Origin of the sequence: Kribbella sp. CA-247076, assembly GCF_050942445.1 — a bacterium.
Taxonomy (GTDB): Bacteria; Actinomycetota; Actinomycetes; order Propionibacteriales; family Kribbellaceae; genus Kribbella.
Map to the genome: position 1 here is coordinate 7,443,503 of NZ_CP192051.1, position 22,827 is coordinate 7,466,329.

The 22,827-nt window shown below is 70.0% G+C and carries 28 protein-coding genes; 10 read left to right on the forward strand and 18 right to left on the reverse strand.

Going from position 1 to position 22,827, the window contains the following annotated elements; translation table 11 throughout:
* Positions 1 to 4: 4 nt before the first annotated feature.
* The 6 genes from ACQPYZ_RS35610 to ACQPYZ_RS35635 are packed head-to-tail and all read right to left on the reverse strand — an operon-like array spanning position 5 to position 5,884.
* Positions 5 to 1,510 (reverse strand): SCO6880 family protein, encoded by a 1,506-nt coding sequence (locus ACQPYZ_RS35610; protein ID WP_433163781.1) that lies wholly within the window; start codon positions 1,508 to 1,510, stop codon positions 5 to 7.
* Positions 1,497 to 3,161: a hypothetical protein gene (locus ACQPYZ_RS35615; RefSeq protein ID WP_433163783.1), complete on the reverse strand. Its 1,665-nt coding sequence runs from the start codon at positions 3,159 to 3,161 to the stop codon at positions 1,497 to 1,499. The genes ACQPYZ_RS35610 and ACQPYZ_RS35615 overlap by 14 nt, the downstream gene beginning before the upstream one ends.
* Before the next feature lies 1 nt (position 3,162).
* The gene (locus tag ACQPYZ_RS35620) at positions 3,163 to 4,065 is read right to left on the reverse strand and encodes a hypothetical protein (RefSeq protein ID WP_433163784.1); all 903 of its coding nucleotides are present in this window, start codon (positions 4,063 to 4,065) and stop codon (positions 3,163 to 3,165) included.
* The gene (locus ACQPYZ_RS35625; protein ID WP_433163785.1) at positions 4,065 to 4,910 is read right to left on the reverse strand and encodes a hypothetical protein; all 846 of its coding nucleotides are present in this window, start codon (positions 4,908 to 4,910) and stop codon (positions 4,065 to 4,067) included. Before ACQPYZ_RS35625 ends, ACQPYZ_RS35620 begins: the two co-directional genes overlap by 1 nt.
* 53 nt (positions 4,911 to 4,963) lie before the next feature.
* Entirely contained in the window at positions 4,964 to 5,248 is a 285-nt protein-coding gene (locus tag ACQPYZ_RS35630) for a TrbC/VirB2 family protein (protein ID WP_433163787.1), read from the reverse strand.
* Between the two features lie 18 nt (positions 5,249 to 5,266).
* Positions 5,267 to 5,884, reverse strand: coding sequence for a DUF6668 family protein (locus tag ACQPYZ_RS35635; RefSeq protein WP_433163789.1), 618 nt, complete (start codon positions 5,882 to 5,884; stop codon positions 5,267 to 5,269).
* Positions 5,885 to 6,190: 306 nt separating this feature from the next.
* On the opposite strand from ACQPYZ_RS35635, the gene ACQPYZ_RS35640 reads away from it, so the two are divergent.
* Both ACQPYZ_RS35640 and ACQPYZ_RS35645 read left to right on the forward strand, forming a co-directional pair.
* Positions 6,191 to 7,606 (forward strand): hypothetical protein, encoded by a 1,416-nt coding sequence (locus tag ACQPYZ_RS35640; RefSeq protein WP_433163791.1) that lies wholly within the window; start codon positions 6,191 to 6,193, stop codon positions 7,604 to 7,606.
* 62 nt (positions 7,607 to 7,668) lie between these two features.
* On the forward strand, positions 7,669 to 7,893 hold the full coding sequence (locus ACQPYZ_RS35645) for a hypothetical protein (RefSeq protein ID WP_433163792.1): 225 nt from the start codon (positions 7,669 to 7,671) through the stop codon (positions 7,891 to 7,893).
* 163 nt (positions 7,894 to 8,056) lie between these two features.
* Here ACQPYZ_RS35645 and rplI read toward each other — a convergent pair whose 3' ends face one another.
* The 6 genes from rplI to ACQPYZ_RS35675 all read right to left on the reverse strand — a co-directional run bounded on the left by rplI (position 8,057) and on the right by ACQPYZ_RS35675 (position 11,806).
* Entirely contained in the window at positions 8,057 to 8,503 is a 447-nt protein-coding gene (rplI, locus tag ACQPYZ_RS35650) for a 50S ribosomal protein L9 (protein WP_433163794.1), read from the reverse strand.
* Between the two features lie 14 nt (positions 8,504 to 8,517).
* The gene (gene rpsR, locus ACQPYZ_RS35655; protein WP_012924539.1) at positions 8,518 to 8,751 is read right to left on the reverse strand and encodes a 30S ribosomal protein S18; all 234 of its coding nucleotides are present in this window, start codon (positions 8,749 to 8,751) and stop codon (positions 8,518 to 8,520) included.
* A gap of 80 nt (positions 8,752 to 8,831) precedes the next feature.
* A complete protein-coding gene (locus ACQPYZ_RS35660) occupies positions 8,832 to 9,419 on the reverse strand; it encodes a single-stranded DNA-binding protein (protein WP_433163796.1) in 588 nt (195 codons plus the stop codon).
* Positions 9,420 to 9,483: 64 nt separating this feature from the next.
* Complete coding sequence (gene rpsF, locus ACQPYZ_RS35665; RefSeq protein ID WP_145804544.1) at positions 9,484 to 9,774, reverse strand: 30S ribosomal protein S6; 291 nt, start codon at positions 9,772 to 9,774, stop codon at positions 9,484 to 9,486.
* A gap of 232 nt (positions 9,775 to 10,006) precedes the next feature.
* Positions 10,007 to 10,666: a DUF4241 domain-containing protein gene (locus tag ACQPYZ_RS35670; protein ID WP_433163798.1), complete on the reverse strand. Its 660-nt coding sequence runs from the start codon at positions 10,664 to 10,666 to the stop codon at positions 10,007 to 10,009.
* 9 nt (positions 10,667 to 10,675) lie between these two features.
* Positions 10,676 to 11,806: an MFS transporter gene (locus tag ACQPYZ_RS35675; protein WP_433163800.1), complete on the reverse strand. Its 1,131-nt coding sequence runs from the start codon at positions 11,804 to 11,806 to the stop codon at positions 10,676 to 10,678.
* Between the two features lie 94 nt (positions 11,807 to 11,900).
* Here ACQPYZ_RS35675 and ACQPYZ_RS35680 point away from each other — a divergent pair, with 94 nt between their 5' ends.
* On the forward strand, positions 11,901 to 12,401 hold the full coding sequence (locus tag ACQPYZ_RS35680) for an Lrp/AsnC family transcriptional regulator (RefSeq protein ID WP_433163802.1): 501 nt from the start codon (positions 11,901 to 11,903) through the stop codon (positions 12,399 to 12,401).
* A 30-nt stretch (positions 12,402 to 12,431) separates the two neighbouring features.
* A complete protein-coding gene (locus tag ACQPYZ_RS35685) occupies positions 12,432 to 13,235 on the forward strand; it encodes a deoxyribonuclease IV (protein WP_433163804.1) in 804 nt (267 codons plus the stop codon).
* On the opposite strand, the gene ACQPYZ_RS35690 is transcribed toward ACQPYZ_RS35685, so the two are convergent.
* Positions 13,216 to 13,650: a hypothetical protein gene (locus ACQPYZ_RS35690; protein ID WP_433163805.1), complete on the reverse strand. Its 435-nt coding sequence runs from the start codon at positions 13,648 to 13,650 to the stop codon at positions 13,216 to 13,218. The two genes, ACQPYZ_RS35685 and ACQPYZ_RS35690, sit on opposite strands and share 20 nt — an antisense overlap.
* Positions 13,651 to 13,758: 108 nt before the next feature.
* On the opposite strand from ACQPYZ_RS35690, the gene ACQPYZ_RS35695 reads away from it, so the two are divergent.
* A complete protein-coding gene (locus ACQPYZ_RS35695) occupies positions 13,759 to 14,292 on the forward strand; it encodes an NUDIX hydrolase (protein WP_433163807.1) in 534 nt (177 codons plus the stop codon).
* On the opposite strand, the gene ACQPYZ_RS35700 is transcribed toward ACQPYZ_RS35695, so the two are convergent.
* The 3 genes from ACQPYZ_RS35700 to ACQPYZ_RS35710 are packed head-to-tail and all read right to left on the reverse strand — an operon-like array spanning position 14,261 to position 16,787.
* Positions 14,261 to 15,469 carry an MFS transporter gene (locus ACQPYZ_RS35700; RefSeq protein ID WP_433163809.1) on the reverse strand — a complete coding sequence of 403 codons (1,209 nt, stop codon included), beginning with the start codon at positions 15,467 to 15,469 and terminating at the stop codon, positions 14,261 to 14,263. The two genes, ACQPYZ_RS35695 and ACQPYZ_RS35700, sit on opposite strands and share 32 nt — an antisense overlap.
* Positions 15,470 to 15,502: 33 nt before the next feature.
* A complete protein-coding gene (locus ACQPYZ_RS35705; protein WP_433163810.1) occupies positions 15,503 to 16,219 on the reverse strand; it encodes an SDR family NAD(P)-dependent oxidoreductase in 717 nt (238 codons plus the stop codon).
* Between the two features lies 1 nt (position 16,220).
* Entirely contained in the window at positions 16,221 to 16,787 is a 567-nt protein-coding gene (locus tag ACQPYZ_RS35710; RefSeq protein ID WP_433163811.1) for a TetR/AcrR family transcriptional regulator, read from the reverse strand.
* A gap of 121 nt (positions 16,788 to 16,908) precedes the next feature.
* Between ACQPYZ_RS35710 and ACQPYZ_RS35715 the strand changes: the two genes are divergently transcribed.
* From ACQPYZ_RS35715 to ACQPYZ_RS35725, 3 genes are read left to right on the forward strand one after another with little or no spacing between them, the layout of a single operon-like run.
* Positions 16,909 to 17,826: an SDR family NAD(P)-dependent oxidoreductase gene (locus ACQPYZ_RS35715; RefSeq protein ID WP_433163813.1), complete on the forward strand. Its 918-nt coding sequence runs from the start codon at positions 16,909 to 16,911 to the stop codon at positions 17,824 to 17,826.
* A gap of 59 nt (positions 17,827 to 17,885) precedes the next feature.
* On the forward strand, positions 17,886 to 19,016 hold the full coding sequence (locus ACQPYZ_RS35720; protein ID WP_433163814.1) for a lipid II:glycine glycyltransferase FemX: 1,131 nt from the start codon (positions 17,886 to 17,888) through the stop codon (positions 19,014 to 19,016).
* Positions 19,017 to 19,020: 4 nt separating this feature from the next.
* A complete protein-coding gene (locus tag ACQPYZ_RS35725) occupies positions 19,021 to 20,022 on the forward strand; it encodes an alanine racemase (RefSeq protein WP_433163815.1) in 1,002 nt (333 codons plus the stop codon).
* Between the two features lie 17 nt (positions 20,023 to 20,039).
* On the opposite strand, the gene ACQPYZ_RS35730 is transcribed toward ACQPYZ_RS35725, so the two are convergent.
* Positions 20,040 to 20,405: a VOC family protein gene (locus ACQPYZ_RS35730; RefSeq protein WP_433163817.1), complete on the reverse strand. Its 366-nt coding sequence runs from the start codon at positions 20,403 to 20,405 to the stop codon at positions 20,040 to 20,042.
* 118 nt (positions 20,406 to 20,523) lie between these two features.
* On the opposite strand from ACQPYZ_RS35730, the gene ACQPYZ_RS35735 reads away from it, so the two are divergent.
* A complete protein-coding gene (locus tag ACQPYZ_RS35735) occupies positions 20,524 to 21,246 on the forward strand; it encodes a methyltransferase domain-containing protein (RefSeq protein WP_433163818.1) in 723 nt (240 codons plus the stop codon).
* Positions 21,247 to 21,256: 10 nt separating this feature from the next.
* A complete protein-coding gene (locus ACQPYZ_RS35740) occupies positions 21,257 to 21,613 on the forward strand; it encodes a VOC family protein (protein ID WP_433163820.1) in 357 nt (118 codons plus the stop codon).
* Here the strand turns inward: ACQPYZ_RS35740 and ACQPYZ_RS35745 are convergent.
* Positions 21,610 to 22,767 carry an NAD-dependent epimerase/dehydratase family protein gene (locus tag ACQPYZ_RS35745; protein ID WP_433163822.1) on the reverse strand — a complete coding sequence of 386 codons (1,158 nt, stop codon included), beginning with the start codon at positions 22,765 to 22,767 and terminating at the stop codon, positions 21,610 to 21,612. The two genes, ACQPYZ_RS35740 and ACQPYZ_RS35745, sit on opposite strands and share 4 nt — an antisense overlap.
* Between the last annotated feature and the right edge of the window lie 60 nt (positions 22,768 to 22,827).

Below are 22,827 nucleotides of genomic sequence, written 5' to 3' on the forward strand. Positions count from 1 at the left end.
GCGGTCATAGAGCTTCCCGCAGCCCGGCCGGCACCGACAGGTGGCTCTGCAGGACGACGCCGAGCGGCAGCCCGGCCACGAACGCGGAGTCCTGCGACCCGTACGCCGGACGCAGCAGGATGCGCGCGGTCGCGCCGAGGTTGTCGATCGCCGCGATCATGTCCGGGATCTGCTCGGCCGTCATCACGGTCCCGGTCACCACCATGCCGAAGTTGACCAGGCCGGCGCCGCGGGCCTCCTCCTGGGCGGTCCGGTCGGCGGCCCGGGCCTCGGCGATCGTCCGGGCCGTGGGCCGGCTCGACGTGGTCGCCCGGAAGGACGCGTTGCGCTTGTCCGCCTCGACCATCCGGGCCGCGGTGGCCGCGTCCAGCGGACGGTAGAGCAGGGTGACGCGCTTGCGGTCGATGTCGGCGTGCGGCGCGACCAGCTGCGACAGCACCGAGGAGAACACCTCACCGCGCGGCGCCTGGGTCATCTGCCAGGTCACCGACCAGGCCGAGTCGTGCCGGTACTTGTCCCAGAACGCCTGCGCACCGGCCGGACCGACGTCGGTCCACTGCAGCTCCGGCGCCATCCCCTGACCGCGGGCCTCGTCTATCAGGACCGCGGCCGCCGGGTCGTACGCGATCCGCACGGCCTCGCACAGCTCCTGGGCGGTGACCGGACGGGCGGCACCCGCGCCGGTCGCGTTCAGGCTCTGGGTGAGCGCCGGCAGGCGGGACGCCAGCTCGCGGCCCATGTCGTCTTCCTTGCGGCGCTTGCCGTTGCGGTCGGTGCCCTTGAAGGTCAGCGCGACCCGCGCGGACACCAGCGCCGAGCCCTCCGGGTAGGTCTGCACGACCTCGGTCAGCATCGCCCGGGCGATCGCCGGCGTACCGTCCATCATGTTGTTGCCGACCTCACGGCGCAGCCGGATGCCGGTGTCGGGCGCGCTCTCCACGGTCACCGACGCGGCCACGATGCCCGGCTCGTGGCCGAGCGACGCCAACCACTGGCCCCAGTGCGCGACCCAGACGTCGACCTGCTCCTCGTCGACCAGCGACGCACCGTCGGGCTCGGCGTTGATGATGACGGTGAAGTGCCGCGTGCTCGGATAGAACAGCAGCGCGAACGGCCGGCCGTAGGAGTCCTTGAACTCGCTCAGCTGCGACGCGGCGGCCAGACCGGGGAGCTGGAACTTGCCCCACGCGGTCCGCCCGAGCGGACCGGAACGGTAGAGGTTGTGCTTCGCCATCTTTGCTCGCTGCCATCCAATGCGGGTCGAGAGCCGTTGCAACGCGGACAGGCCGTGCTTGTCCTTGGTCATCAGCATCAGCAGACAGACCGCGAGGATCAGCAGCGTGATGACCGCGGCGATCACGCCGCCCGCCATCATCGCCAGGATCGTCGCGATCAGGCCGCCCATCATCAGGGCGGTGCCGAGCGTGCCCAGCCCGGCGATTCCCGCCGAGGCGGGTTGCCGCCAGTTTCCGTAGGTGCGCGGGGCGCGCACGTTGTCAGCCGCTGCCACGTGGTCCGTCCGAGTCTCGTTGTGCGTCGCGGCGGGACTGGTCGTCCTGCCAGCGGAGGTTCTGCTGCTGCTGGGCTCGGGCCCGGTCGTTGTCGCGGCTCATGTCACGGGCCGAACCGCCGCTGCCCGACGGGCCGCCGCCCCCGCGGCCGTCGCCACCGCCACCGCCACCGCCGCCACCTCCGCCGCCCCCGCCACCTCCGCCGTCGTCCATGGCGTCGTTGTCGAAGGACTCGGAGGCGGCCATCTGGCCGGCTTCCTTGGTCTTGTCGACACCCATCTTGACCGCGACCACGGCAGCCGCCGCCGGCCCGGCCGCGGCTGCGGCACCACCACCGGCCGCCGCTGCGCCTCCACCGGCCGCGGCTCCACCGCCACCGGCACCACCCGCGGCAGCAGCACCGCCACCGCCGCCCCCACCAGCGGCTGCCGCGCCGCCACCACCACCACCACCGCCTGCTGCGCCGGCCTGACCGCCCCCGCCGCCCGCACCGGCTTGGCCACCGCCGCCACCGGAGCCGGAACCACTCGGGCTCTGCTGGCTGGCACGGCCGACGTTGCGCGCGCCGCTCGGGCCCTGGCCACCGCTGTTGTCGGCCCCACCCTGGTCGGCTCCCTGCTGCACCTTGTCGGCCAGCTTGTCCATCCCGGTCATCTTGGCGGCGAGCATGCCCGCCCCCGCGCCGCCGGCGGTCGCGGCGACCATCGGGACGATGAAGCGCATCAACGCCGGCAGCGCGAACAGCGCGAGCACCAGCATGGTGAGACCGGTGACCATGTTCATCACCTGGACCCCGACGGACTCTTCGGAGCTCCCGAAGTTGAGACCCTCGCCGTTGTTCGAGGTCAGCCTGATGGCGGTCGCGTAGACGATCGCGGCCACCGGTTTGTAGAGGATGAAGGCGAACAGCCAGGCGATGATCCGCTTGAACCAGGTCCGGCCCATCTCGGTGTTGGTGGCCGCGGCCGCGATCGGCAGGACACCGAGCAGCAGGATCAGCATCGCGCTGCGGACGATCATCAGCACGATCTGGATCACCCCGGCGATGATCGTCAGGATGCCGATCGTGATGGCCAGGCCGATTCCGATCGGCCCCGCCACCGCGGACAACCCGATCATCGCGGCCATCGTCTCGCCGAAGCTGGTCCCGACGTCGCTCCCCATGCCGCACTGCCAGCCTTCGCCGGAGTCGGTCAGTGCGGTGGTCACGATGCAGTCGGAGAACTTGTCGCCGAACTCGATCAGCGCCTGCGCGACCGCGACCGACAGCAGGGACGCGATCGCCAGCGTGAGCAACGAGCGGAGGATGTCCCGGGCCGCCTCACCGCGGTGGTTCCAGGCCATGTGCATCCCGCCGACCAGCAGGCCGATCATGGCGATGAACGCGGCGATGTACTGCGTGTGCTCCCAGACCCAGCCGACGGTGTCGTTCGCCGGCCGGCCGGTCGCCATGCTGCCGACGTCGGGGGTGTCGACGTACACCCAGAAGGTGCCGATGGTGCCCATCACGAGTGTCACGGCCTTGAAGACGGCCTCGAGAATCGGTTCGAAGATCAACTCGATCAGTCCTTCGACCACTGGTGCGAGGGCCGCGCTGACGATGGACGTGAGGCATTCGAGCCAGCCGTCGCTGCATCCGAGCGCGATCATGTCAGGACGTCCTCGGTGAGACGAACCGGAGAATGGCGGGGAGCGAGACCACCGCGATGATCATCATGGTCACGCCCATGACGACCTTGAGCGTCTGCGGCGTACCCTCCGGTGCGCCCTCGGGCGTCGGCGGACTCGCCATCAGCTTGATCGCGGTGGCGTAGATCAGCGCCGCCACCGGTTTGTAGATGATGAACCCGGCCAGCCAGGCCACCGCCCGCTTGAACCACATCATGCCCATCTCGGTGTTGGTCGCCGCGGCCGTCAGCGGGAGTACGCCGACCAGCAGCACGAGCATCCCGTACCGGACGATCATCAGGCCCAGCTGGATGATCGCGGTGATCACCATCAGGATGCCGACGAAGATCACCAATGCCACGCCGAGAACCTCGGCCGGATCCTTGAGCGGATCGATCATCAGGTCGGCCAGCTTGCCCGCGAAACCGTGCTCGTCGGCGTCCAGCGCCTCGCTGATGATCCAGGAGGAGAACTCGTCCGCGGCCTGGATCAGCGTGGCGGCGAAGACCGCGCCGGCGCTGGAGACGACCACCATGATGAGCAGCGACTTGAGGATGTCGCGCAACGGCTCGCCGCGGTGCGACACGGCCATGTGGATGCCGCCGACGATCACCGCGATGGCGGCGATGGTCCCGAGGATGTAGTTGGTGTGCACCTGGACGAAGCCGACCGCCCCGTTGTTGGCCACGTCCGGGGTGTCGATCTGGATCCAGAGGAAGCCGACCGCCTCCATCACGGCCTCGACGGCCGCGACCACGACCGCCCGGATGGCGTCGAAGATGACGTCGAAGAACGTGCCGAAGGCCGCTTCGACCGCGTCGCCGAGGAACTGCTCGACGCAGTCGTCCCAGTCCCAGGGCGCCCACGAACAGCCGAGGGCGATCATCACGCCCCCCTGAAACGGATGTAGCCGTCCAGCGACTGCAGCACGTCCGGCTGCACGCTGCCGTTGAAGCTGCCGTCGTCCTGCAGCACGACCCGCCAGTCACCCTTGGACCAGATCAGCGTCACCGGCAGGGACGCGATCTTGGTGGACTCCAGCCGGACGGCGACGTACACGATGGCACGGTTGGTCGTGTAGTCGATCACCTTGAAGCCGGTGAACTGCGAGGCGTCGCCCTCGTTGCGCGGCGTCCGGGTGACCCGGGCCTCGCTGATGGCGCGCTCGCGGCCCGGCCCGGGCGCGATCCGGGTGGCCAGCACGCGGTCGGTCAACTCCGGGTTGCGAATCTGGCCGAGGGTGACCATCGCCGCCAGCACGGCGCCGGTCGGCGAGTGGGCGAAGCAGGAGCGCACACCGGCAGCGTCCATGACGGCCGGACCACCTTCCTGCTGGAGCGGAATGAGCATGTTGGCCTCGAACTGCCAGGTCACCGCCGACGGAGCCACCCGCGGGCGTGCCTGGTCCGGGTTCTTGGTGTAGCAGCCACCGCGGCCGGACGCGGGCGGCCCGGACGGGGTGGACGAGGAGGTCGGTTCGGCCGTGGGCGTGGCGGGCGGCACGGTCGGTTCGCCGGTGGGCTGTTCGGTCGGCTCGACCACGCTCGGCGAGGTTGTCGGCTGGGTGGCCGGCGTCCCCGGGTCCCGGGCGAAGAACCAGACCAGCAGGCAGACGACCACGGCTCCGACGACGATCGCCGAGGCGACGAAACCTCGCTCCTGCCAGAAGCCGGGCGCCTCACCCCCGGCGTCGTCGTCGGTGGAACCGGAGTCCCTGCTGAACAGACCCACGGGCGATCAGGCTCCGGCTGCGCGAGTCTCGGGGCGGTCGCAACAGCCTCGGATCACGTCAGGCCGTTCACGAGCATCGAGGCCGAGCCGATCACGATGCAGGCCGCGAGGACCCAGCCGAGCCGGGCCGCGTGCTCGCCACCCTCACCGCGACGCTGGCCGACGGCCATCATCGCGCCGGCGATCACGATGCCGAGCAGGCAGATGCTGAAGGCGATCCAGGTCACCCAGCCGATCACCTTGTTGAACTGGTCCGAACCGGGAGGCGCCTGGCCGGTGCCCGGGTCGTCGACGAGCGGAAGCAGGCTCGCGGCCTCCGAGATCAGATGTGCCAACATCATCGCGGTATATGCCTTTCAGTACGGGGCGGGGTAGTCCGCTGGGTTTGACGCGCGAAGAGCGTAGATGGATTCAAGGACTTCGAAAACCTCGTCAGGGGTGTTGTCAGGGGTGGGTGCCTCCCCTCGGCGCCACTCCTCGATCCACGGGACGTCCCACACCCTCGGCACGCCACCGCCGACGATGTCGGCGAAGTCGTCGAGGACGCGGGGCAGCCGGCCGGGCGCGTCCGCGATCAGCACCAGGCCGAGTACGGCGACGCCCTGGACCACTCCCGATGCCCACTCGATCGCGGCCCGCTGGGCGGCCCGCAGACCCGAACCACTCGTCCGGGCGACCAGGATCACCGGTGTCGGCACCGGTGGCGGCGGGATCGGCCAGCGATGGTTGGCCGCCCGGGTGCCGGGCAGCAGTTGCGCCATCGTCGACTCGCCGGAGCCGCCGTGGACGCCGACCCACCAGAGCGTGTCCGCCGCCGGGATGGCGAACTTCGGGAGTCGCTGGTCCTCGGCGGGCGCGGGAACACCGTGCTGCGGCGCGGACGGGCCGCGCGGCATCCGGTCCGCAGGCTGCGGCGGGGCCTGCTGCGGACCCGGGGTCGGCGATTGCTGCCGAGTCCACGGGTTCTGCGTCATGGCCCCTCCTCTCGCGCTGCGTCACAGGCTGTCGCCCACAGTATTCTCTCGCTTTCCGGGTGTACTTTCGTGACCCATCCACAGGCGAGGATGTTTCTACCCCCTTGTCGGGGTCAGTCGAGCCGCAGGCTCGCGTCGTCGGGCCTGCCAGGACTACCGGCATGCCATTGGTGCGGTGGACATGCTAATGGTCTACTTTGCCGGTGACTCGGGCGGTGGCTCGGCGACACAGCGGTCTGGACCACTACGGCCGGTGTGACCGGAGCGAATGAATGAGGAGTCGAGTGGCGGGAATGAGAGGGCGGCGTGGCTGACAAGATCCCGTCCTGGCCCAAGGTGACGATCCGGCTGTACGACGACCACAACGCCGAGGTGAAGATCGCCGGGCGCAGTCACCCGGTCAACCATCACGATCCGCGACAGGCGGCGATCGCGCTGGTCAGCGAGCGGGCCGGGCAGCTCGGCCGGGCGGTGAAGGCGACCGCGGTCGAGTCCGACGGCGCCTCCTGGCCGCTGATCATCCACCCGGACGGCCGGGTCGAGGCCGTCGAGGTGGACAGCAAGGGCCGCTCCGGCTCGGGCGCCAAGCCGATCTGGCCGATCGTCCTGGCCGCGATCGTCGCCTGTGTGCTGATCATCGGGACCGTGCTGTACGTCGCCGTGTTCAGCAAGCTCGGAGACGGCGTACCCAAGGCGACCGAGTCACCGAAGCTGCCGGCGTTGCCGGAGCCGAGCGTCGGGCCGGACCAGTTCCCCGCCCGCCCCGCCCCGCCGGGCTGGTCCACCCAGGCGAGCTGGACGGTCGACATCGCCGAGAACACCAAGCCGGCGGTGAAGCCGGACGGGACCGAGGTCGCCGTACTGACGCCGGACCAGAAACTCGCGGTGTTTGACAGCAACGGCAAGGTGCTGTGGCAGGACAAGGTGCCGAAGGACTCCAAGAGCCCGGTGTACACCACGATCGACTCCAAGCCGGTGCTCGCGGTCGCGACGCCGGACACCTTGTACTACTGGGCCGGGGACGGCGCGCTGCCGGAAGAGGTCGAGCTGCCGAACTCGGCCGACGTACAGTTCTTCGGCAAGTCGCCGCTGGTCCAGCTGGGCACCGAGGGCGGCGCGGCCGTCGTGTCCGGCGGTGAGCTCAAGGCCGTGCCGGATCAGCCGCGGTTGTCGACCATCCTGCTCGCGGACGGCGAGCGGGCGCTGATGGCGCGGTACGCCGGGCCGCTCTACTGGAGCCAGCCGGGCAAGGAACGGCAGGAGCTGGCACTCAAGCCGCCGACCGGCCTGAAGGAGATCGACCACGTGGTGGCCGCGAGCCCGGACTTCGCGCTCGCGCTGTGGAAGACCAAGACCGCGGACATCGTCAGCCCGGTCGTGCACTCGAGCGCCGACGGCTCGGTCGTCGCCGTCTGCAAGCCGACCAAGAAGAACGCGGCCGACCGGTGGCGATGGGTCCCGGACACGTCCCGCAAGGTCGCGGCCTGGGGTGAGTGCCTGATCGACTTCACCGCCGGGACGACGTTCAGCAGCCCGGGCTTCGAGCCGCTGTCGATCACCGGGACGGTCATCTACGGCACCAACAACCAGGAACTGGTCGCCACCGCCCCCGGCCGCCCGGCGCACGCCCTCCCGAAGAACTCCGCCCGTCCCTGGGGCCTCGCCGGAAGCCACGCCATCGTTGTCCACAACTCGGTCCTCTACGCCCTGGACAAACCATGACCCCTCGCCGGCGGAGAGCTGCTCGGACGGTCGGCCTGACCAGGCGGTGGCGGGTTTTGCGGGTGGTGGGTTTGCTGGGGGTGTTGTTGGTGGTGCCGTCGGGGGTGGCGGTTGCTGCGGACGATCCGGATCCGGTGCAGTGGCCGACGATCGAGGTACCGGCCGCGACCGGCGGTGCGGCCGACCCGGCACCGACCGACTGGCCGCCCGTGGAGCCGCCCGAGGGCAGCACAGGCACCGGCACCGACCCCCAACCCGAGTCCTGGCCGGCCCCCCAGCCGGAGTAGCCCGAGTACGTCGAGCAAGCCCTCGAACACCCGGCCCGCGCCTCGCCGGGTGCGGGGCTCACGCTCCCGCGCATGCACGAAACCCCGCTCGCTCCGGTGGAGTGCGGGCATGACGAAGGCCCGCGCTCCGTGGAGTGCGGGCCTTCGTGGGGTGGTGCTGAGGTCAGCCGGCGGCTACCTCGAGGCGGACCGTGGCGGCCACCTCGGGGTGCAGCTGGACCGAGACCTGGTGCTTGCCGGTGGTCTTGATCGGCGACGCGATCGCGATCGCGCGCTTCTCGACCAGCGGACCGCCGGCGGACTTGATCGCACCGGCGATGTCGGCCGGGGTGACCGAGCCGAACAGCCGGCCGGTGTCACCCGCCTTGACGTCCAGCGTGACGACGAGCTGCTCGAGCTGGTTCTTGACCTCGCTCGCGTGCTCCTTGCCCTGGATCGCCCGGGCGTCGCGCGCCCGCTTGATCGACTGGATCTGCTTCTCGGCGCCGCGGGTCCAGCCGATGGCCAGGCCACGCGGGACCAGGTAGTTGCGGCCGTAGCCGCCCTTCACCTCGACGATGTCGCCGGGAGCCCCGAGGCCCTCGACCTCCTGCTGCAGGATGAGCTTCATGTGCCGGACCTCCCTCAGCGAGCCGTGCTCGTGTACGGCAGCAGCGCCACCTCACGAGCGTTCTTGATAGCGGTGGCCACGTCGCGCTGGTGCTGCACGCAGTTCCCGGTCACCCGGCGGGCGCGGATCTTGCCGCGGTCCGAGATGAACTTCCGCAGCAGCGCGGTGTCCTTGTAATCGACGTACGTCGCCTTGTCCTTGCAGAAGCCGCAGACCTTCTTCTTCGGCTTCCGAATGATCTTGGCCATTGTGGTGCTCTCTTCCTTCCAGAGCCCGGCACAGGTGCCGGAATGGTCACTCTTGTCTGTTGGTCACGACCCGGACCGGATCAGAACGGGGGCTCCTCCATCGAGCCGCCGCCCTGGCTGGCCCAGGGGTCGTTCTGCGAGGCGGACTGGCCGCCGCCGCCTTGTTGCTGGGGGGTTGCCCAGGGGTCGTTCTGCGGGGCGCCACCCTGGCCGCCGCCGTAGCCGCCGCCCTGGTTGCCACCGCCGAACCCGCCACCCTGGCCACCGCCGGCACCGCCACCACCGAAGCCACCGCCGTCGGAGCGCGAGGTCTTGGAGATCTTCAGCGTCGCGTAGCGCATGCTCGCGCCGATCTCCTCGACGTCACACTCGAAGACGGTGCGCTTGTTCCCGTCGCGGTCGTCGTAGCTTCTCGCCTTGAGGCGACCGTGCACGACGACCCGGGAGCCCCGGGTCAGGGACTCGGCGACGTTCTCGGCGACCTGCCGCCACACCGAGCACGAGATGAAGAGCGTCTCGCCGTCTTTCCACTCGTTGCTCTGCCGGTCCAGCGTCCGCGGCGTACAGGCGACCGTGAAGTTCGCAACCGCGGCCCCGGACGGCGTGAACCGCAGCTCGGGATCACCTGTCAGGTTTCCGATCAGCGTGATGGGTGGTTCACCGGCCATGACATCTTCCTCCTGTACTGCAGACGATGGGTGGTGTGACGCCAGACCACCTGACGCCTGAGGTTCAGTGCTGGTCCGGCCGGATGACCTTGGTGCGGAGGATCGACTCGTTCAGCGTGAGCTGACGGTCGAGCTCCTTCACCACCGCCGGCTCGGCGGTCAGGTCGATGACGGCGTAGATGCCTTCGGCCTTCTTCTTCACGTCATAGGCAAGCTTGCGACGACCCCAGATGTCGAGCTTCTCGACCGAGCCACCTTCCTTGCGGACGATGTTCAGGTACTGGTCGATGGACGGCTCCACGGTGCGCTCATCGAGCTCAGGGTCGAGGATCACCATGACTTCGTAACGACGCATGCGCGAACTCCACCTCCTTCGGACTTGGCGGCCACGGTCTCTCCGTGGCAGGAGGGCGATGCGATGGGCTTCACGCCGGCACTTGCCGCCGACGCCAAGCAATGAGCCCGGTCGATGGACCGGGCCACATCCAAGAGAATACCAGCGTCCGGACGCCCTCTTGACCATATCCACAGGCCAGTTCCCGGCGATTCGGCCACCAGGCAGTCACCACGCGGTCACCAGGTGTTGGTCAGTCGTCACTCTCCGGTCCGACCACGAGCAGATCGATGTGTACGCCGAGCGTCCGGCCGTCGGCGTCGACGGTCCGGACCACCGGATACGCACCGTCACCCCAGCCCGAGTGCGCGAGGACGACGTTCTCACCCTGGGTCGCCAGCGGCAGCACAATGTTCGCGCAGCCCTCGCGGACGTGGTCGGGCGAGTCCATCAGCGCGAACCAGCTGTCGTCCCGGCCGTTGTCGAACACGTCTTCGTACCAGTCGCCCGCCGGCATCCCGGTCCGGACAGCCTCCGCGTCCACGAAGGCGACCGTGCCCGCGTCCACGCCGACCATCCAGAACTCGTCCTCGCCCAGCGCCTCGTCGGGACTGGTCGCCGCCTCCACGCGAGCGACCTCGCCGTCCGCCAAGTGGAGCGACAGGAACGCCTCACGGAGATGACTGCCGTCCTGCGCCTCTGACACGTCCGCGACGGTGACGTGCACCGGATAGTCGCCCGGCGGTACGTCGAACACCGGCGCCGCGCCCAGGGTGACGAACGGATCGCAGGCCTCGAGCCGGCCACTCGGGACCCGCAGGACACCGAGCTCGTGAACGGTCAGCGTCCACGTCCGCCGGTCGACCTCGACAGGACCGGGACGGAGGGCCCGGAAGTTCTCAGGACTGATCACGAGCCAAGGTTAGAGCCGCACTCGCGGAGAAGCGCGCCGCACAGTCAGGAGTAGGAGCGGGACGGCCAGCAGTGAGGCCAGGCCGGCGAGCAGTGGGAATCCGCCGAGCGTGAAGAGCCAGGGCGACGTACCCGAGGCCAGCGCGGCGACTGCCCAGATGGACGACTCCACTCTGCTCTCCTGCGCGGCCGACACCAGATGCGCACTGCCGCCGAGGTAACACAGGTTCCAGGCGTAGCCGAGCAGGAAGAGCGCCGGTGTGAACACCAGACCGGTCTGCGTCGCCAGTACGGCGGAAGCGATCAACAGCACCAGGCCGGAGATCATCACCGGTCGCGCGCCGGAGCGGTCGATCCACCAGCCCGTCAACGGAGACAGGGCGAACATGCCGAGCGTGTGCGCCGACAGCATCACTCCCAGCACCCCGAGCCCCTCGCCGTGCAGATGCGTGTGCACAGGGACGGAACTCATCAGCGCAACCATCACCAGGTGGCCGACGATCATCACCCCGGCCGCAAGGAAGAGCGGCGTACGACCGGCGCCCGCCATCCGCGCCCGCTGCTCCAGTGGGGGCTCGTCACTCACCCGGCTCGCCCGGATGTAGACCGAAGCCACGAGCGCGCCGAACACGGTGGCCAGTGCGAGCAGGAACGGCCCAGCCTGCGCAGGCAGGCCGAGCGACCTGGCGAAGGACTGGGACGGCGCCATCAGGAACGGTCCGCCGACTGCGCCGGCCGTACTCGCCCAGACGACCGTGCTCATGGCCGAAGCGCGTCGAGCGGCCGGTACGGCGTCCGCGGCGGCGTACCGCGACAGCAGGCTCGCGGCGTTGCCGACTCCGATCAGGAACATGCCGGCGAAGAGCAACGACAGGTGAGCACCCACCGCGGTCAGGACGCACAACGCTCCGCCGGACACGCCGACGCCGTACCCGATCCGCAGGGCCTGAGCGCGGCCTTGATGCGCGGTCCAGCGTCCGACGGCGAGTGCACCGGCTGCGGTCCCCAGGACGCCGGCGGTGTTCGGCAGCCCGGCCAGGCCCGGGCTCAGCCTGTCGGCGACCAGGATGGTGCTCATCGCGCTGGCAGCGACCATGGCAGCGTTCATCAGCGCTGCGGCCAGCACGACGGGGATCAACATACGTACCACGTTAGAAAGCCGGCTACCGATGCTGAAGAGCTGACGTAAGGCGTTCGGGCTTGTGTGGTTGCAAAACCGAAGGTGTTCTGGGGACATGACCTTTCAGGAGCGTGAGCTGGACGCAACCGACTGGCAGATCCTGGCCGAATTGCAGGCCGACGGTCGGCTGTCCTTCAACCAGTTGGGCAAGCGGGTCAACCTGTCGCCACCCGCCGTCGCGGACCGGGTACGGCGGCTGGAGGACTCCGGCGTGATCGTCGGCTACCGGGCCCAGGTGGACCCGGCTCGCGCCGGCCAGCCACTGTCCGCCTTCGTCCAGATGCGCTGCACGACCGGGCGCTGCCTGCTCAAGACCACGCGGGCCGAGGACTTCCCCGAGGTGCTCGAGATCCACAAGCTCAGCGGCAACTCCTGCTCGATGCTGCGGGTCCGCGTGACGTCGATGCGACACCTCGAAGGCCTCTTCGAACGGCTCGGCGAACACGGCGAGATGAACACGCACGTGGTGCTGTCGACCGAGTTCGAAGGCCGTCCGGTCCAGCCTCCGGCACACGATTCCCGTCCGGTGACGCGGTCGGTCGGCTGGGGTTCCTGAACTGTCGGTCGCCGGTCTTAGGGTGGGTCCATGACGTTGAAGCTGGGTGCGCACGTGGATCAGCAGGACCCGCTGGCCGAGGCGGCCGACCGGGGAGCCGACCTGGTCCAGTTCTTCCTGGGCAACCCGCAGGACTACAAGGCGCCGAAGCTCGCGTACGCCGACGGCGAGGAGGCGCTGAAGGAGCGGGCGGCCGCCGCGGGCGTCGACCTGTACGTGCACGCGCCGTACCGGCTGAACGTGGCGAACACGAACAACCGGATCCGGATCCCGAGCCGCAAGCTGCTCCAGCAGACCCTGGACAAGGCGGCCGAGATCGCGGTCAAGGGCGTGATCGTGCACGGCGGGCACGTCGGCGACGAGGACGACCCGGAGGCCGGATTCGACAACTGGCGCAAGTGCATCGAGCGCGCCGAGCTGCCGGTGCCGCTGCTGATCGAGAACACGGCCGGCGGGGAGAACGCGATGGCCCGCCAGCTGGACCGGATCGCCCGGCTGTGGGACGCGGTGCAGTCGTCCGGGAACGACCGGCTGGAGAACGTCGGCTTCTGCCTGGACACCTGCCACTTCCACGCGGCCGGTGAGGAGCTGCCGACGATCGTGGAGAAGGTCATGGCGATCACCGGCCGGATCGACCTGGTGCACGCCAACGGCTCACGGGACGAGTTCGGCTCCGGCGCGGACCGGCACAGCAACTTCGAGGAAGGCCATATCGACCCGGCCGACATCGTCGCGGTCGTGCAGGCCGCGGGCGCGCCGGTGGTGGTCGAGACGCCGAACGCCGACCACGGTCAGAAGGCTGACATCGACTACCTCAGGGCTCATCTGAAGTAGGTGTCTCCAGCCCGTGCACCCAGTAGCTGATGCCCCACGGCAGCAGCAACGCGAGGGCGGTGGTGTTGCGGGTCGGGATCAGGACGCCGGCGGCGACGGCGACCAGGAGCAGCACGGTCGCGAGCCGGAACACGTCCAGCCGGCCGATCAGCCGGGTCCGCAGCGTGGCCCGGTCCAGCGCGCAGGCGCCGTACAGGGCGATCATGCCGAGGAGGGCGAGGAAGCCGACGATCACGCCGGCCCACGCGGCGGCGCCGTACTCGTCGGCACCGTCGATGATCTCGCCGAGCTGGAAGACGCCGACCAACCCGGTCAGCGCCGCGCAGCCCGCGAGCAGGCGCCCGGTGGTACGACGTGCGTCCTCGACGTCGGGCCCGTCCGGCTTCGGGTCGGCGTCCGGGGTGGGCTCACGCACAGGGTCAGGCGCAGGGTCCGGGGTCGGATCGGGCGCAGGGTCCTGGGATGGGTCCGGTGATGGGGCCGCCATGGGGGGACGGTAGCGCAGCGCGGGACAATGCTCGGCATGCAGACCTGGCCCGAGCGGTTTCCCGAGCTCTTCGCGCCGGACTACTGGGCCTGGGGTGAGCTCGACGTCCGGTTCCAGACCGAGGAGCCGCCGGACGAGCTGATCAGCAACGTGCACGTCCTCGGCCGGACCGCCGGTGGGATCGTTGTCTGCGGCAACGACCTCGGCTGGCGGTTCCTCCCCGGCGGCACCCGGGAGCCGGGCGAGACGATCGAGCGGACCGTCGAACGCGAGCTGCTCGAGGAGGCCGGCGCCCGGCCGGCCGGGCCGATGACCTGGCTCGGTGCGCACCGCGCCGAGCACCGCCGGCCCGAGCCGTACCGCCCGCACCTGCCGCACCCGGTCTCGTACTGGGCCAACGTGGTCGCGGACGTCGTGATCGAGCAGGAGCCGACCAACCCGGACGACGGCGAGCAGGTGATCGAGGTGCTGGTGCTCCCGCCGGACAAGGCGATCGCCTACCTGGACAAGCAGCCCGACGGGATCATGGGCAACGTGGTCAGACTGGCTCTGGCAATGGGGCTGGTCTAGCCGCCTTCCACGGCAGCACGAAGGCGCTGGTCAGACAGCACGCACCAGCGACCCACAGGGCACCGCGAAGCCCGATCAGCGCGGCCAGCACCCCACCCAGCGCCATGAACGCCGGTTGAACGCACCGCGAGGTGATCGCCCACGAGCCCACCACCCGCGCCATGAACCCGTCCTCGGTCACGTCCATCCGGTACGTCGCGAACGACGGGTTGAACGCCCCGGCGGCCACGAGCAGCCCGGTCTCGGCGGCGGTGATCACGACGAATCCGCCCCAACCGTTCGGCGCCAGCGGCAACAGCAGCAACCACGGCGCCCGCAGTACGCCGAACAGCAGCAGCATCGTGTGGAGTCCGTACCGCCGGGTGAGCCGGGGCGCGAGCCGGGCGCCCAGCACGCCGCCCAGACAGCACACCCCGAGTGAGACGCCGTAGTTCCACGCAGGGAGCCCGAGATCGCGCAGCATGAAGACCGTCAGCAGCGGTGACGTCATCATCACCGGACCGCCGAACAGTTGCGAGTTCCAGAACAGCGCGCGCAGCCCGCGATGACCGAAGATGTACCGCCACCCGGCCGTCAGGTCCGCCCGCCCGACCCGTCGTACCGGCTCAGGCTCGGGCTGCCGGATCCGCCGGATGCCGAGCGCCGATCCGAGGAACGACACCGCGTCCACCGCCAGCGTGATCGTCGCGCCGACCAGGCTGACGAGCGCGCCGCCGATCGCCGGGCCGACGCTCAGCGAGATCCAGTTGGTCTGCTCGAACCGGCTGTTCGCCTCGGCCCGCCCCTCGGCCGGGATCAACGCCTTCAGGTGCGCACCGCTCGCGGCCTGGAACGCGATCGTCGCCGCCGCCTGGACGACACCGACCACACACAGCTGCGCGTAGGTCAGTACGCCGAACGCCGCCGCGACCGGCACACTCACCAGCACCGCGAACCGCACCAGATCGGCCGCGATCATCACCGGCCGCTTCCGCCGCTGCTCGATGACGTCGCCCAGCGGCAACGCGAGCGCGGCCCCGGCGACCGCGGACAACGCCGCCAGCATGGACACCTGGAAGGTGGTGGAGTCCAGCGCGAGTACGGCGATCAGCGGCAACGCCCCGAGGCCGACCGCCGATCCGACGGCGCTGACGGTGAACGCGACCCACAGCCGCCGGAAGTCTCGACCCAAGGACACGGCCGCGATCGTAGGGGGCCGCACCGACAGAACTCAGCGGAGATTCAGCCCGCCGTCGAGCAGGATCACCTCGCCGGTGAGGTAGGAGTTGTGGACGACCGCCGAGATCAGGTCGGCGACGTCGGCGGGCTGCGCCGCGCGCCCCATCGGACTCGAGCTTTTCCACAGCTCCTGGGCCGCCGTCCAGGACGCCGTGAGCGGGGTGTCGACGAGACCGGGCGCCACCGCGTTGACGCGGACCGACGGTCCGAGTGCGGCGGCCAGCAGTTTCGTCACGTGATTCAGCGCGGCCTTCGAGGCGGCGTACGCGACCGAGCTTCCCTTCGGCCGGACGCCGGCGTGGCTGGTGACGTTCACGATGCAGCCCTCGGACTCGCGCAGGGCGGGCAAGGCCGCCGTACACAACAGCCAGGGCGCGATCAGGTTCACGTCCAGGAGCCGGCGCCAGTCGTCCGCGGTCAACGCGTCCAGCTCCGCGTGCGGCACCGGCCAACTGATCCCGGCGTTGTTCACGAGGACGTCGAGCCGCCCGTGCTCGGCCAGCACCGCCGGGACAAGATCCGAGGCCGCCACGTCGTCGGCCAGATCGGCCTGGTGATAGCTGCCGCCGAGCTCGTTCGCCAGCGCGATCCCTGCGTCCCGGCTCGATCGTGAGTGGACCGCGACGGTCATCCCGTCCGCGGCCAGCCGACGGGCGGTCGCTGCGCCGATCCCGGACGCCGACCCGGTCACCAACGCGACTGTGCGCACGTCACGAACCCTGGTAGCGCAGGCCGTCGATCAACAGGTTGAGGGCCCGGTCCGCCTGGTCGCGGTTCTTCCCGGCGGCCAGGGCCACCCCGCTGATGCTGACGAGGACGTCGTCGGCCGAGACGTCCGAGCGCAGGTCTCCGGCCGCGGCGCCGGCCGCCAGCAACGGCTTGATCGCGCCGACCAGCAGCTCGAAGCTCTGCGCATACGGGTTGGCGCCGGATGCGATCACCGCGCGCAGTGCGTCGGCCATGCCGAGCTTCCGCGTCATGTAGTCCATGTAGCGGTCCATCCACGCCCGCAGCGCCGCCGCGGGCGGCATCGAGTCGAGCAACTCGGGTGCGGCGTCGCAGATGGCCGCCAGCTCGTTCCGGTACGCCGCCTCGATCAGCAGCTCACGCGTCGGGAAGTGCCGGTAGAGGGTGCCGATGCCGACACCGGCGTCCTTCGCGATCCCCTCGAGCGTCGCCTCGAGGCCGCACGTCGAGAACGCCCGCGCGGCCGCGGCCAGAATCTGGTCCCGGTTCCGCTGCGCGTCCGCCCGCAGGGGGCGCTCGCCAGTGCCCATCTCCCCTCCCTTCCGCCCTCAGAACCTATCGGACTTGATTACCGGAGGACCCTCCAGTTAACTGGAACTCCTACCGGAGGATCCTCCGGTTAATCCTAGCTCGCAGAACAGGACCCACCTGATGAGCAGAATCACCACCCCCTTCGGCGCCGACGCGACCGCCGCGCAGGTGATCGCCGGCGTCGACCTCTCCGGCCGTCGCGCGGTCGTCACCGGCGGCGCGTCCGGGATCGGCGTCGAGACCGCCCGCGCCCTGGCCGCGGCCGGCGCCGAGGTCACCCTGGCCGTCCGCAACACCGCCGCCGGTGAGCGCACCGCGGCCGACATCATCGAGACCACCGGCAACAACCACGTCTTCGTCGCACCGCTCGAGCTCGCCGACCGCGCGTCCGTCCGGGCGTTCGCGGAGAACTGGGACGGCCCGCTGCACATCCTGGTGAACAACGCCGGGGTGATGGCTGAGCCGCTCAACCGCACGCCCGAGGGCTGGGAGCACCAGTTCGCCACCAACCATCTGGGCCACTTCGGTCTGGCCACCGGACTACACAGCGCTCTTGCGCAGGCGGGCAGCGCCCGGGTGGTTTCGGTGAGCTCGAGCGCACACCTGCGTTCGGACGTGCACCTCGACGACCTCCACTTCGAGCGGCGCGCGTACGACCCGTGGCTGGCGTACGGGCAGTCCAAGACCGCCAACGTGCTGTTCGCCGTCGAGGCAGCCAAGCGCTGGGCGAGTGACGGGATCGTCACCAACGCGCTGATGCCGGGCGGGATCCGGACGGCGCTCCAGCGGCACCTCGAGGCCGAGCAACTGGACGCCTGGAAGGACTTCCCGTGGAAGACCCCCGAGCAGGGTGCGTCGACCTCGGTCCTGCTGGCCGCGTCCCCGCTCGTCGACGGCGTCACCGGCCGGTACTTCGAGGACAACAACGAGGCCCTGCCCCGCGGCGACAGCGAGTACAGCGGCGTCGCGGCGTACGCGCTCGATCCGGAGTCGGCCACTCGCTTGTGGGAGGTCTCGGAGGACCTGCTCGCGCGGTAGTCCCCAGGGAAACCGGCTCGGCTACGGTTCACAGCGCCGGGCCGGTAACCTGACCGACCGTGAGTGACTTGAGCATCCGGACCATCTCGGCCGACGAGCACGCCGCCTACATCGCGACGCAGCCGTCGGCGAGCTTCCTGCAGACCCCCGGGTGGGCGGCGGTGAAGAGTGAGTGGAAGGCGGAGTCACTCGGCTGGTTCGACCCGGCGAACCCGGCCGACCTGGTCGGCGTCGGCCTGGTGCTCTACCGGCAGATGCCCAAGGTGAAGCGGTACCTGGCGTACCTCCCCGAGGGCCCGGTGATCGACTGGGACGCGATCGACCTCGCGAAGTACCTGCGCCCGCTCGCGGCGCACCTGCAGGAGCGCGGCGCGTTCGGCGTCCGGATGGGCCCCCCGGTGGCCACCCGCCGCTGGAGCGCGAAGACGATCAAGGACGCGATCGCCGGCGGTCAGCAGCCGAAGCTCGGTGACGTCCGGGCGGACGTGATCGAGCCGTCCGGCGCGATCGTGACCACCCAGCTGCGCGCGCTCGGCTGGAAGGCGCCGCGGACCGGCGAGGGGTTCGCCGCCGGGCAGCCGCAGTACGTCTTCCAGGTCCCTCTGGCCGGCCGCGGCGAGGACGACCTGCTCAAGGGGATGAACCAGCTCTGGCGGCGCAACATCAAGAAGGCCGAGAAGGCCGGCGTCGAGGTGACCCAGGGCGGCGCCGAGGACCTCAAGGCCTTCCACCAGTTGTACGTCGAGACCGCGGAGCGGGACCACTTCACGCCGCGGCCGCTGCCGTACTTCGAGAAGATGCATGCGGCGATGGCGAACCAGCCCGCCGACTGCTGTGACTTCCGGATCTACAACGCCTACCACGAAGGCGATCTGGTCGCTTCGACCATCTGGGTCCGGGTCGGCGGTCACTCCTGGTACTCCTACGGTGCCAGCTCGACCGCCAAGCGGGACGTGCGCGGATCGAACGCGATCCAGTGGCGCATGATGTCGGACGCGCTCGCGGCGGGCGCGTCCGTGTACGACCTACGGGGCATCACCGACACCTTGGACCCGAACGACCCGCACGTCGGGCTGATCCAGTTCAAGGTCGGCACCGGCGGCGAGGCCGTCGAGTACGTCGGTGAGTGGGACCTGCCGTTGAACAAGGCGCTCTACACCGCATTCGACCTCTACATGAGACGGCGTTGACACCATGCCCCTAGTCCTGCACGTCGATTCCGATCGATGGCGCGAACATCTGCGTTCCACGTGGAACCCTGACATCGTCCCGGTCGCCAAAGGCAACGGGTACGGCTTCGGCAACCACCGGCTGCTGGCCGAGGCCCGCGCGATGGGCGCGCGCACGGTCGCGGTCGGCACGTACTTCGAGGTGCCGCCGGACCCGCGCGAGGACGTCGTCGTCCTGTCGCCGTGGCGGCCGTTCCACGAGATCCCGCAGAGCAAGAACGTGATCCACACCGTCAGCCGGCTGGCCGACCTGGTGTCGATCCCGGCCGGCAGCCGGGTGCTGATCGAGGTGCAGACGTCCATGCGGCGGCACGGCATCGGCGCCCGCGAACTGCGGCACACGATGCTGTTGAACGCGCTCGACCGGATCCGCTTCGAGGGCTGGTCGCTGCACTTCCCGATGGGTGCCGGCGGTACGTCGGCCAACCTGCGGGAGGCCACGGAGCTGGGCAAGGCCGCCCAGGACGTCCGCCGGGGACCGCTCTGGGTGTCGCACGTCCCGGCGCAGAAGCTGGCCGACATCGGCGACGACGTCCGGTTGCGGATGGGCACCGGTCTCTGGCTCGGCGACCGCGGCGCGCTGACCGTGCGGGCCACCGTGCTCGACGTGCACTCCGTCCGGCGCGGCGAGCGGGTCGGCTACCGGCAGCGCCGGGTCAACGGTGACGGCCACATCCTGGTGGTGTCCGGCGGGACGGCGCACGGCGTCGGCCTGGAGGCGCCGACCGCGGCCGCGTCCGTGCGCCAGCGCGCGATCGCGATGGCCAAGGGCAGCCTGGACGCGGCCGGGATGGCGCTGTCGCCGTTCACGATCGAGGGCAAGCAGCGCTGGTTCGCCGAGCCGCCGCACATGCAGGCCAGCATGCTGTTCCTGCCGTCGGCGGTGGCGCCCCCCGCGGTCGGCGACGAGGTCGGCGTCGACGTCCGCTTCACCACCACCAGCTTCGACAAGGTGTCGATGGACTAGGGCGCCACTGCCGGCCCTCAGGCCGGCGAGGCGAGGTCGACGACGGTGCCGTCGGGGCAGCGCAGGTACGACGTGGTCTGCCCCCACGGCGACTTCTCCGGCTCCTTGACCGGCTGCGCGCCGGCGTCGACCGCTCGCCGGAAGTCGGCCTCGACGTCCTCGCTGGTCAGCGAGATCTCGAAGGCGACCGCGCCGGGTTTGCCGATCTCGGGCAGGTGCCCCTGGCCGAGCTCGTAGGTGGCGAAGTGGAGCTGTGTGCCGCCGGCGTCGACCATGCCGGCGCCGTTGTCCCAGTACGTGCCCTTGAAGCCGAAGGCGCGCTCGAAGAACTCGATCGACGCCTTGGCGTCCTCGACGTAGACGATGGTCTTCGCGAACTTCATCACTGGTCTCCCGGTTTCGAGGTGGTGGCAGGACCGTCCCGCCACCCAGCCTGACGGATGCCGGCCGGGAAGTGTGACAGGTTGACTTCAGGTGGACCTGAAGTTTCAGCCTGGATCCATGAGCGTTCTGGAACGGATCGAGGAGCGGCCCAGGGCGGCGGAGCTGCGGGCGGCGTCGTACCGGTTGCTGGGCCTGGGCCGCGGCGCGACCGTCGTCGACGTCGGCTGCGGCGCCGGGCACGCGGTCGCCGACCTGGCGGCGGACGGGCTGAAGGTCGTCGGGGTGGACGCGGATCCGGCCGCGATCGAGGCTGCCCGGACGCGGGTGCCCGAGGCGATGTTTCACGTGGCACATTCCGACGACCTCCCGCTGGAGGACGCGTCGGTCGACGGGTACCGGGCTGTCCGGCTGTTCCACCTGCTCGACGACCCGGTTCCGACCGTGGCCGAGGCGCGCCGGGTGATCCGGCCGGGTGGACGCATCGTGCTCGGCGGACACGACTACGGGTTCGTGCTGGTCGACAGCTCGGACCAGGACCTGACCGACGTCGTGCTGCTCGGCCTCGAGTCCCGGTCTCCGGCTCCGCGGGCAGCCCGGAGTCTGCGCGACCTGCTGCTCGACGCCGGGTTCCACGACGTCGAGGTCGTCGTCCACACCGACGTGGTGACCGACCACGGTGTGCTGACGCGGCAGCTCGAGCTGGCGGCGGCCGCCGCGGTCGAGAAGGCGCTGATCACGCCGGACGACGCGGACGGGTGGCTGGCGGAGCAGGCCGACCGTGGGCGGCAGGACCGATTCCTTGCCGTTCTTCCGACACTTCTTGTCGGTGGGCGCCGTTAGCGTGCGGAGAATGATTCCACTCAAGGGAGTAGTGCTGGACGCGCCGGACCCGCGGCAGCTCGCGCGGTTCTACTGCGACCTGCTCGGCTGGAAGCTCGGTGACGACGACGAGACCTGGGCGACCGCCACCGGTCCGAACGACACCAAGCTGTCGTTCCAGTCGGAGCCGGCGTACCGCACGCCGACGTGGCCGAGCGACGCGCGCGAGCAGCAGATGCAGCTCCACCTCGACTTCAAGGTGGACGACCTGGAGGCCGCGCACGAGCACGCGACCTCTCTCGGCGCCCGGCTGCAGGACTTCCAGCCGCAACCCGACGTCCGGGTGTACGCCGACCCGGTCGGCCACATCTTCTGCTTCTTCGTCTAACCCTGCTTCAGGTGGCCCTTCCACCGGACCGTCGGGAGCAGGGCCGCGGGGTCGACGCGGTCCTTGTTCGCGGAGACGATGTCGAACATCGAGTCGATCAGCGTGTCCGACAGCAGGTGCGGCTCGAGCCCGAGGCCGACCAGGCCGGTGTGCTTCACGTTGTAGTAGTGCTCGGCCTGCTCGACCCGCGGGTTCTCCAGGTGCTCGACCTGGACCGGGCCGGGGAAGCACTCCGCGACCTTGTCGGCGAGCTGGGAGACCGAGTAGCTCTCGGTCATCTGGTTGAACACCCGGAACTCGCCGGCGTCGGCCGGGTTCTCGACCGCGAGCCGGATGCACTCGACGGTGTCCCGGATGTCCAGGAAGCCGCGGGTCTGACCGCCGGTGCCGTAGACGGTCAGCGGCTCACCGAGCACGGCCTGGATGACGAACCGGTTGAGCACGGTGCCGAAGACGGCGTCGTAGTCGAACCGGGTCGCCAGCCGGCTGTCCCGCACGGTCTGCTCGGTCTCCTGCCCGTAGACCACGCCCTGGTTGAGGTCGGTGACCCGCATTCCCCAGATCCGGCAGCCGAACTCCAGGTTGTGCGAGTCGTGCACCTTGCTCAGGTGGTAGAACGAGCCCGGCTTCTTCGGGTAGAGCATCCGGTCCTTGCGGCCGTTGTGCTCGACCTCCAGCCAGCCTTCCTCGATGTCGATGTTCGGCGTGCCGTACTCGCCCATCGTGCCGAGCTTGACCAGGTGGACCTCCGGGTTGGTCTCGGCGACGGCGTACATCAGGTTCAGCGTGCCGACCACGTTGTTGTGCTGGGTGTAGACCGCGTGCTCCCGGTCGATCATCGAGTACGGCGCCGCCCGCTGCTCGGCGAAGTGCACGATCGCGTCCGGCTGGAACTCCCGCAGCACCCGGTAGACGAAGTCGGCGTCCAGCAGGTCGCCGACGTACGCCGGCATGGTCTTGCCGGAGACTTCCTCCCAGGCCGCGACCCGGGTCTCCAGCTCCTGGATCGGGACCAGGCTCTGCACCCCCAGCTCGCGGTCGTAGCCCCGGCGGGCGAAGTTGTCGAGGACGGCCGTCTCGTGGCCGCGGTCCGACAGATGCAGGGCTGTCGGCCACCCTAGGTAACCGTCACCGCCCAGAACGAGTACGCGCACGGCTCGGCCGCCTTCCTGTGGGTCTGTCGCCTTCACAGTCCTTCCTATCCCGAGTACCCG

Coding starts and splice junctions, on each gene's coding strand:
- ACQPYZ_RS35615 (WP_433163783.1), bottom strand. CDS start 3,161: ATGATCGCGCTCGGATGCAGCGACGGCTGGCTCGAATGCCTCACGTCC.
- ACQPYZ_RS35620 (WP_433163784.1), bottom strand. CDS start 4,065: ATGATCGCCCTCGGCTGTTCGTGGGCGCCCTGGGACTGGGACGACTGC.
- ACQPYZ_RS35630 (WP_433163787.1), bottom strand. CDS start 5,248: ATGTTGGCACATCTGATCTCGGAGGCCGCGAGCCTGCTTCCGCTCGTC.
- ACQPYZ_RS35635 (WP_433163789.1), bottom strand. CDS start 5,884: ATGACGCAGAACCCGTGGACTCGGCAGCAATCGCCGACCCCGGGTCCG.
- rplI (WP_433163794.1), bottom strand. CDS start 8,503: ATGAAGCTCATCCTGCAGCAGGAGGTCGAGGGCCTCGGGGCTCCCGGC.
- rpsR (WP_012924539.1), bottom strand. CDS start 8,751: ATGGCCAAGATCATTCGGAAGCCGAAGAAGAAGGTCTGCGGCTTCTGC.
- ACQPYZ_RS35660 (WP_433163796.1), bottom strand. CDS start 9,419: ATGGCCGGTGAACCACCCATCACGCTGATCGGAAACCTGACAGGTGAT.
- rpsF (WP_145804544.1), bottom strand. CDS start 9,774: ATGCGTCGTTACGAAGTCATGGTGATCCTCGACCCTGAGCTCGATGAG.
- ACQPYZ_RS35675 (WP_433163800.1), bottom strand. CDS start 11,806: ATGTTGATCCCCGTCGTGCTGGCCGCAGCGCTGATGAACGCTGCCATG.
- ACQPYZ_RS35680 (WP_433163802.1), top strand. CDS start 11,901: ATGACCTTTCAGGAGCGTGAGCTGGACGCAACCGACTGGCAGATCCTG.
- ACQPYZ_RS35685 (WP_433163804.1), top strand. CDS start 12,432: ATGACGTTGAAGCTGGGTGCGCACGTGGATCAGCAGGACCCGCTGGCC.
- ACQPYZ_RS35695 (WP_433163807.1), top strand. CDS start 13,759: ATGCAGACCTGGCCCGAGCGGTTTCCCGAGCTCTTCGCGCCGGACTAC.
- ACQPYZ_RS35710 (WP_433163811.1), bottom strand. CDS start 16,787: ATGGGCACTGGCGAGCGCCCCCTGCGGGCGGACGCGCAGCGGAACCGG.
- ACQPYZ_RS35715 (WP_433163813.1), top strand. CDS start 16,909: ATGAGCAGAATCACCACCCCCTTCGGCGCCGACGCGACCGCCGCGCAG.
- ACQPYZ_RS35725 (WP_433163815.1), top strand. CDS start 19,021: ATGCCCCTAGTCCTGCACGTCGATTCCGATCGATGGCGCGAACATCTG.
- ACQPYZ_RS35730 (WP_433163817.1), bottom strand. CDS start 20,405: ATGAAGTTCGCGAAGACCATCGTCTACGTCGAGGACGCCAAGGCGTCG.
- ACQPYZ_RS35735 (WP_433163818.1), top strand. CDS start 20,524: ATGAGCGTTCTGGAACGGATCGAGGAGCGGCCCAGGGCGGCGGAGCTG.
- ACQPYZ_RS35740 (WP_433163820.1), top strand. CDS start 21,257: ATGATTCCACTCAAGGGAGTAGTGCTGGACGCGCCGGACCCGCGGCAG.